8 protein-coding genes are annotated in these 10,812 nt (G+C 62.7%); 2 read left to right on the top strand and 6 right to left on the bottom strand.

From position 1 onward, the window contains the following. Positions 1–46: 46 nt before the first annotated feature. From uvrC to Y707_RS0102790, 4 genes are all read right to left on the bottom strand, one after another. Complete coding sequence (gene uvrC / locus Y707_RS0102805; RefSeq protein ID WP_026533947.1) at positions 47–2,080, bottom strand: excinuclease ABC subunit UvrC; 2,034 nt, start codon at positions 2,078–2,080, stop codon at positions 47–49. A 56-nt stretch (positions 2,081–2,136) separates the two neighbouring features. Next, positions 2,137–2,805, bottom strand: coding sequence for a lysophospholipid acyltransferase family protein (locus Y707_RS0102800; protein ID WP_026533946.1), 669 nt, complete (start codon positions 2,803–2,805; stop codon positions 2,137–2,139). Between the two features lie 90 nt (positions 2,806–2,895). Continuing rightward, a complete protein-coding gene (gene uvrA / locus Y707_RS0102795; RefSeq protein WP_035780053.1) occupies positions 2,896–5,784 on the bottom strand; it encodes an excinuclease ABC subunit UvrA in 2,889 nt (962 codons plus the stop codon). 16 nt (positions 5,785–5,800) lie between these two features. Continuing rightward, a complete protein-coding gene (locus Y707_RS0102790; RefSeq protein WP_081744571.1) occupies positions 5,801–6,211 on the bottom strand; it encodes a GntR family transcriptional regulator in 411 nt (136 codons plus the stop codon). Between the two features lie 130 nt (positions 6,212–6,341). Between Y707_RS0102790 and Y707_RS0102785 the strand changes: the two genes are divergently transcribed. Further along, the gene (locus tag Y707_RS0102785; protein WP_026533943.1) at positions 6,342–6,977 is read left to right on the top strand and encodes an MBL fold metallo-hydrolase; all 636 of its coding nucleotides are present in this window, start codon (positions 6,342–6,344) and stop codon (positions 6,975–6,977) included. A gap of 28 nt (positions 6,978–7,005) precedes the next feature. On the opposite strand, the gene Y707_RS0102780 is transcribed toward Y707_RS0102785, so the two are convergent. Then, on the bottom strand, positions 7,006–7,725 hold the full coding sequence (locus Y707_RS0102780; RefSeq protein ID WP_026533942.1) for a PIG-L deacetylase family protein: 720 nt from the start codon (positions 7,723–7,725) through the stop codon (positions 7,006–7,008). 66 nt (positions 7,726–7,791) lie between these two features. After that, positions 7,792–8,565, bottom strand: coding sequence for a trans-aconitate 2-methyltransferase (locus tag Y707_RS0102775; RefSeq protein WP_026533941.1), 774 nt, complete (start codon positions 8,563–8,565; stop codon positions 7,792–7,794). 118 nt (positions 8,566–8,683) lie between these two features. Between Y707_RS0102775 and Y707_RS23005 the strand changes: the two genes are divergently transcribed. Next, on the top strand, positions 8,684–10,812 hold a 2,129-nt coding region (locus Y707_RS23005), incomplete at its 3' end, for a DEAD/DEAH box helicase (RefSeq protein ID WP_035780050.1).

Raw genomic sequence — 10,812 nt, 5'->3', positions numbered from 1 at the left:
CACCAAGCCTAGCCGTTCGGCAGCGGCGGTCGAACGTTGCCCACCCTCAGGGTTCGACGATTTCACCTGTCGTCATGTTCACGGCGGTTTCGGAGGCGGCACCCAGCTGTTGGTGGATGGTCTCCGCGAGCGCAGGTCCAATACCTGGAGCGTCCTGCAACTGCTCGAGATCGGCCTGTTTAATCTTCTTGACGGAGCCGAAGTGCTTCAGCAGTGCCTTGCGCTTTGCGGGACCAAGGCCGGCGACGGCGTCGAGGGCGGAAACCGTCATCGACTTGCCGCGCTTCTGCCGGTGGAATGTGATGGCAAACCGGTGCGCCTCATCCCGCACGCGCTGCAGCAGGAACAGCGCCTGGGAAGCTCTTGGGAGGATGACGGGAAAATCGCTGTGCGGAACCCATACTTCCTCCAGCCGTTTGGCCAATCCGATGACATAGACGTCGTCAATGTTCAGATCCTCGAGCGCCCGGGCCGCAGCGGCGACCTGCGGCTGGCCGCCGTCGACCACCACCAGATTCGGTGGGTAGGCGAACTTCGCCCTGGGGGCCGCCGTCGTCGTGTCCATCCGGATGCCCGCCTGCTGGGCTGCCTCTTCACCCATCGGTACGCTGCCGGCGGAAGGCGATGCTCCGCCGTCGTCCCCCTTGCTCCCGGCGGCCACCTCGGCGACGGCGTCTTTCTCCCAGAGATAGTTCCGGAAGCGCCTGCTGATGACGTCGTACATGGCCGACGTATCGTCACGCGCCGCATCACCGGTAATGGAGAATTTCCGGTAATCGGATTTCTTCGGCAGACCGTCTTCGACGACGACCATGGACGCGACGACGTTGGTTCCGGATACGTGGGAAATGTCAAAGCACTCGATGCGCATCAGTGGGAGCGGAACCTCGAGGGCCTCCTGAAGCTCCTGCAGGGCGGCCGAGCGGGTGGTCAAATCCCCCGCGCGCCTGGACTTGTGCAGCCGCAGCGCCTGTTCGGCGTTCTCGTGGACGGTCCTCAGCAGGGCGGCCTTGTCGCCACGCTGCGGCACCCGGACGGCGACTTTGGAGCCGCGCAACCCCTGCAGCCACTGTTCCAGTTCGGGAGCATTCGCCGGTTGCTCAGGGACCAGGATCTGGCGGGGTATCTTGTGGCTGGCGGCGGTCGCTTCCCCGTAGACCTGCTGGATCAGGTGCTCGATGAGGTCGGCGTCGCTCGCGTCCTCGACCTTCTCGACCACCCAGCCGCGCTGCCCGCGGATGCGGCCGCCGCGGACATGGAATACCTGGACCGCCGCTTCAAGCTCATCACCGCTGAGCGCGAATATGTCCGCATCTGTTTCCTCGGAGAGGACGACCACGTTCCGCTCGAACACCTTGCGCAGAGCCGCGAGGTCATCCCGCAAGGTGGCCGCCCGCTCATAGTCCAATTCGGCGACGGCTGCGGCCATCTGCTTTTCCAGGCTGCTGATGAACTGCTTGGCCTGTCCGGACATGAAGGCGCAGAATTCCGCTGCCAGCGCCTGATGGTCCTCCGGGGAAATACGGCCCACGCAGGGCGCCGAACACTTATCGATGTAGCCCAAAAGGCAGGGCCGGCCGCTGCGCTGTGCACGGTTGAAGACACCATTGCTGCATGTCCGGACGGGAAAGACCCGCAGCAGCGTGTCCACCGTCTCGCGGATGGCCCAAACCTGGCTGTAGGGGCCGAAATAACGTGTTCCGCGCTGCCGGTCACCGCGCATCACCTGGACCCGGGGGAACTTCTCACCCATCGTGACTGCCAGATAGGGATAGGACTTATCGTCCCGGAAGGCGATGTTGAACCGTGGGTTGAATTCCTTGATCCAGGTAAATTCCAGCTGCAGCGCCTCAAGTTCGCTGCCCACCACCGTCCATTCGACACTCGCGGCGCTGAAGACCATGGCGCGCGTCTTGGGCATCAGCCCTTGAGGACTGGCGAAGTATGAATTGAGCCGCGACCGCAGGTTTTTGGCCTTGCCCACGTAGATGACCCGCCCGTGCTCATCACGGAAGCGGTACACACCCGGGTTAGTCGGGATTTCGCCCGTTGAAGGGCGGTAACTGACTGGATCTGCCACTATTCCATCCTAATAAAACCGGCGCCGGAACGTTGATTCCCCCGCGGAACAGGCAGTCAGCCGGCAGACTTGCTCTGGTTGTACGTCGCCGCCCGTTCCTGTCCGGTCAAGGCAGCGATCTCTTCCATAATCTGGTCGGTGGTCGAACGCCGGGCGGGCAACGAATGGTCCAGGCCGAGCTTGTCGAAGTACAGCGGCTGCCCGATCCTCATGGTGAAGTGCTGCGGCTTGATCATCATTTTGTCCGCCGGCTGCAGTTTTTCGGTGCCGATCAAACCCACCGGAAGAACGGGCGCGCCCGTTGTCAGCGCGAGCCAGCCGACTCCGGTGCGTCCCCGGTACAACCGGCCGTCACGGGAACGGGTCCCTTCGGGATAAATCCCGAAAGCATCACCGTTCTCCAGGATTCCGAGCGCGGTTTTCAGCGCAGCCACGCTGGCCGCCTGTTCGCCGCGCTCCACTGGAACGGAGCCGACGCCATTAAAGAACCAGCGCCACAGCACACCCTTTGGACCCTTGGACGTAAAATATTCCGCCTTGGCAAAGAATGCTACTTTCCGCGGCATCAAGGCTTGGACAATGACGCTGTCCAGAAACGAGAGATGGTTCGGAGCAACGATCACCGGGCCGTCGGCCGGGAAGTTTTCCAGACCTTCAATCGTGGGACGGCAGAGCGAAGCCAGCAGACCCCGGGTGGAAGAGCGCGACAGATCGTAAAACGCCACGCCGCCTCCTTGCACCCCGTCTTTCCTGACGGCTTAGTTTCTCACGATCCTTCAGCAGCGGCGAAACCAGCATGCCGTCCCGGGAATATATCAGCCGAGGACCTCGGCGAGGAAGGTTCCGGTGTGGCTGTCCGGGGAGGAAGCGACCTTCTCCGGGGTCCCGGTCGCAACGATTTTCCCGCCGCCGGATCCGCCGTCGGGCCCCAGGTCCACGACCCAATCGGCGCTCTTAACGACGTCGAGATTGTGCTCGATGGTGATGACGGTGTTTCCCTTGTCGACAAGACCCTGCAGGACCATCAGCAGCTTTCGGATGTCCTCGAAATGCAGGCCCGTCGTCGGCTCATCCAGGACATAGATGCTGCGCCCGTTCGACCGCTTCTGCAATTCACTCGCCAGCTTGACGCGCTGTGCTTCACCGCCGGAGAGCGTGGTGGCAGGCTGACCCAGCCGGACGTAACCGAGTCCGACGTCGACAAGCGTGCGCAGGTGCCGGGCAATCGGGGTGAAGGCGGCGAAGAACTCGGCTCCCTCCTCGATCGACATGCCGAGCACATCCGCAATCGTCTTGCCCTTGTAGTGAACCTCCAGGGTCTCCCGGTTGTAACGCGCACCGTGGCATACCTCGCAGGGCACATAAACGTCGGGCAGGAAGTTCATCTCGATCTTCAGGGTGCCGTCGCCGGAGCATGCTTCACAGCGGCCGCCTTTGACGTTGAAGGAGAAGCGGCCCGGCAGGTAGCCGCGCACCTTCGCCTCGGTGGTTTCCGCGAACAGTTTGCGGATGTTGTCGAAGACACCGGTGTAGGTGGCCGGGTTCGACCGCGGCGTGCGGCCAATCGGGCTCTGGTCGACATGGATGATCTTGTCCAGGTGTTCCAGCCCGTCGATCTTCTTGTGCCGCCCGGCCACCTGCTTTGCCCCGTTGAGCTTGTTCGCCAGCGACTTATAGAGAATGTCATTGACGAGGGTGGATTTTCCGGAGCCGCTGACGCCGGTCACCGCGGTGAACACTCCCAGCGGGAAGGTGGCATCGACATTCTTCAGGTTGTGCTCGCGCGCTCCGATGACCTTGAGCTGGCGGCTCTTGTCGACCTTGCGCCGCTTCGCCGGAATGGCGATCTGCTTCCGGCCGGAGAGATAGTCGCCGGTCAGGGACCGCTCATTTGTCAGCAGGTCCTCGTAGGAACCGGAGTGCACCACCTGGCCGCCGTGCTCGCCGGCGCCGGGTCCAATATCGACGATCCAGTCCGCCTGATTGATCGTATCCTCGTCATGTTCGACGACGATCAGCGTATTGCCCAGATCGCGAAGCCGGGTCAGCGTCTCAATCAAGCGACGGTTGTCCCGCTGGTGCAGGCCGATGGAGGGCTCGTCCAGCACGTAGAGGACCCCGACCAGGCCGGAGCCGATCTGCGTCGCCAGGCGGATGCGCTGTGCCTCGCCGCCGGACAGCGTGCCCGCGGCGCGCTCCAGGTTGAGGTAGTCGAGACCGACGTCGAGCAGGAACCTCAGCCGGGCCTGGATCTCGATGAGCACCTGATGGGCGATGTGCGCTTCACGGTCCGTCAGGGAAAGGTCATTGAGGAATGCTGCGCAATCCCGCATCGGCATTGCTGCCACTTCGGCAATTGACTTGCCGTCAATCAGGACCGACAGCGAGGCAGGGTTCAGTCGGGCACCGCCGCATTCCGGGCAGGGAATTTCACGCATGTACTGCTCGTAGCGGTCCCGTGCATGGTCGGACTCTGTTTCCAGGTGCTTCCGCTGGATGTACTGCACCGCGCCTTCGAAGCCGGTGCTGTACTTACGCTCTCGCCCGAACCTGTTGCGATACTGCACAACCACCTTGTGGTCCTTGCCGTACAACACGGCCTGCCGCACTGGCTCCGGAAGCTTGTGCCATGGAACGTCCACGGAAAAGTCGAGCTCCTTGGACAGTCCGGTCAACAGCCGGGTCCAATACTGCAGCGTTGCCGTACCCAGGGCCCAGGGCGCGATGGCCCCTTCGGCGAGGGACATATCCGGGTTGGGAACCACCAGATCCTCGTCGACCTCAAGCCTGGAGCCAAGGCCGGTACAGACGGGGCAGGCCCCAAAGGGGTTATTGAAGGAGAACGACCTTGGCTCGATCTCGTCGATGGCGAGCGGATGCTCATTCGGGCAGGCGAGGTTCTCGGAGAACGGCCGGATCCGGCCCGGATCATCGTCATCCAGATCCACGAAGTCGACGAGCAGGCGGCCCTCTGCGAGACCAAGGGCAGTCTCCACGGAGTCCGTCAGCCGCTGTCGGATACCGTCCTTGCTGACCAGACGGTCGACCACCACTTCAATGGTGTGTTTGAACTGCTTGCCCAGCGACGGCGGCTCTGACAGCTGGATCGTTTTGCCGTCCACCCGTGCGCGGGAGTAGCCCTTGGAGGAAAGCTCGGCGAATAGGTCGACGAACTCGCCCTTCCGTCCGCGGACCACCGGAGCCAGCACCTGGAAACGGGTTCCTTCAGGGAGCTCGAGCAGCTGGTCGACGATCTGCTGTGGCGTCTGCCGGGTGACGGGCTCACCGCAGACCGGACAGTACGGCCGTCCCACGCGTGCCCAGAGCAGCCGCATGTAGTCATAAATTTCGGTGATGGTGCCGACAGTCGAACGTGGATTCTTGCTCGTCGACTTCTGATCGATCGATACTGCAGGCGACAGTCCCTCGATGAAGTCGACGTCGGGTTTATCCACTTGGCCGAGGAACTGCCGGGCGTAGGCGGACAACGACTCGACATAGCGCCGTTGGCCTTCGGCGAAAATGGTATCGAAGGCCAGGGAGGACTTGCCTGATCCAGACAACCCGGTGAAGACGATGATGGCGTCCCTGGGCAGATCAAGGTCCACATTCTGGAGGTTGTGTTCCCGGGCGCCCTTAACGACCAGGCGGGACAGGTCGGTGGCGGAATAGGATTGGGGGCCAGCCGGAGCCGGCACTGTCATAGCTTTTGGCACGCACTCACTCTAATCGAAAATTTGCTGCGTCCATCGCCGCGTTCAGCATTGCAACCGCCTCGGCGGGGCTTGCACCTTGGCTTCGGACGACGTCGGCGTAGGCCGCCGCCGCTTGTGCTAACCGAAGCCGGTCCTGATCTGTTCCCGCAGCAACAACCGTGCCCGCCCGCGAGCGCGTCTCGACGAGCTTTGCCTGTTCCAGTTCACGGTAGGAACGGGCGACAGTATTGACGGCGAGGCCGAGCCGGGACGCGAGTGCCCGCACGGATGGGAGCTTGGTGCCGACGACGAGTCTGCCGCTGTGCACCGCTTCGGCGATCTGCCGCCGGATCTGCTCATAAGGCGGGATGGCGGAGGATTCGTCGACCACGAGCCAGTCAAGTTCACCGGGATTTCCGTCGGTGCCCATACTCATTGCGTTCCGCTTCCTGTAGAGGCATGTTCAGACAAATTGTGGCATGCAGGGACGGCAGTAGGAACCTGCGTCTGCAAAGTATGTTGTTGCCCCACGCAATCGGCGGTAGTGAGGCGGTTATGCTGGTGGAATGTATGACTTGGCTGAAATCACTATCCGTAGCATTTCCGTCGCGCCGATGGACAACAACGTCTACCTGCTGACGTCAAAGTCATCAGGTGCCCAGGCGCTCATCGATGCAGCGAACGAGGCGGATTCCGTCCTGGAGCTGATCGAATCGGGCAAAAAGGACTCCCCCGCTGCACATCTGGTCCTGATCGCCACGACGCATAGCCATCACGACCATGTGCAGGCACTCGGAAAGGTCCACCAGGTAACACAGGCCCGCACCGCCGCGGGCAGCGAGGACGCCCCCGAGCTGCCTGTTCCAACCGATGTCCTGCTCGAGCATGGCGATCTGGGCGAATTTGACGGTTTTACGTTGGAGGCCATCAAACTGCGTGGGCATACACCAGGGTCGGTGGCGTACCTCTACCGGGATCCGCACGGCCCCGCGCACTTGTTCAGCGGTGACTCACTCTTCCCCGGCGGCCTGGGCAACACACAGCAGGATCCGGAACGCTTCGAGTCGCTCTATAACGACGTCGTCACCCGGGTTTTCGACGTGCTCGATGACGATACCGTGGTCCACCCCGGCCACGGTGCGGAAACGACCCTCGGCGCCGAACGGCCGCACCTGCAGGAGTGGAAAGAACGCGGCTGGTAACCGCCCGCCGGCTCAGGACCTGAATCGCTCAGAAACTGTAAAGTTCAAAACCGACACGGTGGTGCTTCGCCCCGGGTCCGCCGGTCACCATCTCCACTTGGCGCTGCGCCTGCTCGCGGACAGGGCCCGGGCTCAACGCCTCCAGGTACCGCTTGTGCTCGGCAAGTGAACTGACGGCCCGCTCCAAGCTCTCCCCGGAGACCTCAAGATAGTGAGTCGGCCGCATAGAGAGCACTGCCACCCACTGGACGCCGTCCCAAGGCGCGAAACCCTCATCACTGAGCTCCTCGAAGATCCAACCGTTCGAGGCGTCGGCAGCTGCATCCAGAACCGACCGGCCGACAGCCCTGTGATCGGCGCTGTTCCAAGCCCCCGGTCCCCACGTCTCATGGTGGTTGAGCGTGATCACCAACTGCGGCTTCGAGCGGCGGATCTCGCGTGCGAGGTCGCGGCGCAGCTGGAGGCCTTCTTCGATCCGGCCGTCCGGATAATCCAGGAAACGCAGGTTATCCACTCCAACGTGCGAACATGCCCGCTGCTGCTCCTCCGCCCGGACATGGGCAGATTCAGCCGGCGGCATTCCCTCGATGCCGGCCTCCCCCTTGCTCGCCAAAGTATAGGCAACCTCCTTGCCCTGAGCCGTCCATTCAGCCACCGCAGCACCGGCACCATATTCAGGGTCGTCAGGGTGTGCCATCAGGACAAGTGCCCGCTGCCAGTCTTCGGGCATCTCTTCAAGGTCGTTCATCTATGCCTCCTCCGCGCGGCCTGGTGGCCGCGGCTTCGACGCGACTGTTTCAACTGATAGTGCGGTTCACGGTTTCTTCCGCCCGACGCAGAAAATCCGCCGGAATGGGAACACCGTACCGTGTTCGCCCGGCGGGTAGGCTTCCTGCAACGCGGAGCCGTACTCCGCCTCGAAGTCGCCGGCGTCTTCCGCGCTCAGGACATCCAGCACAGGTCGAAGTCCGGTGCCCCGCACCCAGTCCAGCACAGGATTATCCCCGTCCAGCAACTGCAGATAAGTCGTCTCCCAAGCGTCGGCCCGGCAGCCGGCGTCGAGCATTAACTGCAGATACTCCCCTGGCCCGTCGACGGCGTCGTTGTGGCGCAGCACCGACCCCAGTTTGGACTGCCACCGCGGGGAGGAAGCGAGGCTTCGCATTAGTGCGTGGGAGGGGGAATCAAAATTGCCGGGTACCTGAAATGCCAGCCAACCTCCAGGTGCGAGCTGATCGAGCCATTTGGCCAGCAGTTCCTGATGTCCCGGCACCCATTGCAGCAGGGCATTGGAAACGACGACGTCGGCCCCTGTTGCGTCCCATTCCCGGACATCGGCGCGCTGGAAGTGCACATTTGCCGTGTCGTGCGCAGCCTCCGCGCGTTCGATCATGTCCGGCGATGCGTCGATGCCGAGTACCTCCGCGCGTGGCCAGCGATTGGCCAGCGTAACAGTCAGATTGCCCGGTCCGCAGCCCAGATCCACGACCCGGCGCGGTGCTGCCGCGGCGATCCGGCCGGTCAGATCGAAGAACGGACGGTCACGGTAGTCGCCGAACATAGCGTACCGGTCCGGATCCCATCTCATGGCTCCACCCTACTCTGCACCTCGGTCCGCACCGTTCTCCGGCCCGCCGCCGCCCGCCGGTGTCCTGTTTCCCACCGGCGCAGAACTTTGTCGCCAGTGGACGGATACTCTGTAATAGATGAACTTAGCTGAAAGTGTGCCTTCCGCCAGCGTGGGGACACTGCCCACACCCGATGACGTCTATACCTCCTTCCTGGAATGGAGCGAGAGCCGCGGCCTCAAGCTCTACCCTGCCCAGGACGAGGCAGTCATGGAGCTCGTCTCCGGATCCAACGTCATCCTGGCAACGCCAACGGGTTCAGGGAAATCCCTGGTGGCCGTGGCGGCGCATTTCGATGCCATGTCCGCCGGGCAGCGCAGCTATTACACAGCGCCCATCAAGGCCCTGGTCTCCGAAAAGTTCTTTGCCCTGTGCGAGATATTCGGCGCCGGGAACGTCGGGATGATCACCGGCGACTCCGGTGTGAACCAGGATGCGCCCATCATTTGCTGCACCGCCGAAATCCTCGCCAATATCGCGCTGCGCGAGGGCGCCGACGCCGCACTCGGAACCGTCATCATGGACGAATTCCACTTCTACTCCGATCCGCAGCGTGGCTGGGCCTGGCAGGTCCCACTGCTGGAACTGCCCCAGGCCCGGTTCCTCATCATGTCGGCAACCCTTGGCGATGTCAGCCGTTTCGAAGACGAGCTGACCACCCGCACCGGACTGCCGACGGTGACGGTCAGCTCAGCCGAGCGGCCCATCCCGTTGCACTATTACTACGTCGAAACGCCAATCCACGAATCGCTCGAGGAATTGCTCTCCACCAAGCAGGTGCCGATCTATGTGGTGCACTTCAGCCAGGTGGAAGCGATAGAACGGGCGCAGAACCTGATGAGTATCAACGTCTGCACCCGTGAGGAAAAGGACAGGATCGCCGAGCTCATTGGCGGATTCCGTTTCGCCGCGGGATTCGGCAAGACCCTGAGCCGGCTGGTGCGTCATGGCATCGGCGTGCACCATGCCGGGATGCTGCCCAAATACCGGCGGCTCGTCGAGCAACTCGCCCAGGCCGGCCTGCTTAAGGTGATCTGCGGAACGGATACCCTCGGCGTCGGCATCAACGTCCCCATCCGCACGGTGCTGCTGACAGCATTAAGCAAGTACGACGGCGTCCGCACCCGCCTGCTCAGCGCCCGGGAGTTTCACCAGATTGCCGGCCGGGCGGGCCGTGCGGGATACGACACCGCAGGCACCGTCGTCGTCCAGGCTCCCGAGCATGTCGTCGAAAACGCCAAGGCGATGGCCAAGGCAAAGGCGAAATTCGGGGAAGACCAGAAGAAACTGCGGCAGGTCGTGAAGAAGAAGCCTCAGTCGGGTTTCGTTTCGTGGGGCAAGCCGACCTTTGAACGGCTGGTCGAATCGGCTCCGGAACCTCTGACGTCGAGTTTCACGGTCACGCACTCGATGTTGTTGAACTTGCTGGAACGGCCCGGCGATCCGTTCCCGGCGGCCCACCGGCTGCTGACGGAGAATCACGAATCCCGCCCGGTCCAGCTGCGGCTGATTCGCAAGGCACTCGGCATTTACCGTGAACTCCTGACTGCCGGCATCGTGGAACGGATACCGGACCCCGAGCCTTCGGGACGACGTGTCCGCCTGACCATGCACCTGCAGGCAAATTTCGCGCTGAACCAGCCATTGTCGCCTTTCGCGCTGGCCAGCCTGGAGCTGTTCGATCCGGAATCACCCGGCTATGCCCTCGACGTCGTCTCGGCAATCGAGGCCATCCTCGAGAAACCCCGCCAGGTCCTGCGGGCTCAAGAGTCCAAGGCCCGCGGCGAAGCGGTTGCCTCGATGAAGGCCGAAGGCATCGAATATGAGGAAAGAATGGCACTGCTGGACGAGGTGAGCTATCCCCAGCCGCTGGCCGACCTGCTCCACCAGACCTTCGATGTGTACCGCCAAGGTGCACCGTGGGTCGCGGATTTCGAACTCTCGCCCAAATCTGTCATCCGGGATATGTACGAACGCGCAATGAACTTCGGTGAATTCGTCGCTTTCTATCAGCTCTCACGCTCCGAGGGCATTGTGCTGCGCTATCTGGCCGACGGCTATAAGGCGTTGCGCCAGACTGTTCCCGTTGAAGCGCTGAGGGAAGACCTGGAAGACATAATTGCCTGGCTTGGTGAACTGGTCCGCCAGGTAGACTCCAGCCTCCTGGACGAGTGGGAGCAACTGACGTCTGGAGCGGCACCCGCGGG

It is taken from the genome of Arthrobacter sp. H14 (assembly GCF_000520495.1).
In the GTDB taxonomy this organism is placed as follows: Bacteria; Actinomycetota; Actinomycetes; order Actinomycetales; family Micrococcaceae; genus Arthrobacter_C.
This window is presented reverse-complemented; position numbering and strand designations above follow the sequence as displayed.

Bases quoted from the DNA above. Each gene is read 5' to 3' on its own strand.
- Y707_RS0102775 (WP_026533941.1), bottom strand. From the start codon at position 8,565: ATGAGATGGGATCCGGACCGGTACGCTATGTTCGGCGACTACCGTGAC.
- uvrA (WP_035780053.1), bottom strand. From the start codon at position 5,784: ATGACAGTGCCGGCTCCGGCTGGCCCCCAATCCTATTCCGCCACCGAC.
- Y707_RS0102785 (WP_026533943.1), top strand. From the start codon at position 6,342: ATGTATGACTTGGCTGAAATCACTATCCGTAGCATTTCCGTCGCGCCG.
- Y707_RS0102780 (WP_026533942.1), bottom strand. From the start codon at position 7,725: ATGAACGACCTTGAAGAGATGCCCGAAGACTGGCAGCGGGCACTTGTC.
- Y707_RS0102790 (WP_081744571.1), bottom strand. From the start codon at position 6,211: ATGAGTATGGGCACCGACGGAAATCCCGGTGAACTTGACTGGCTCGTG.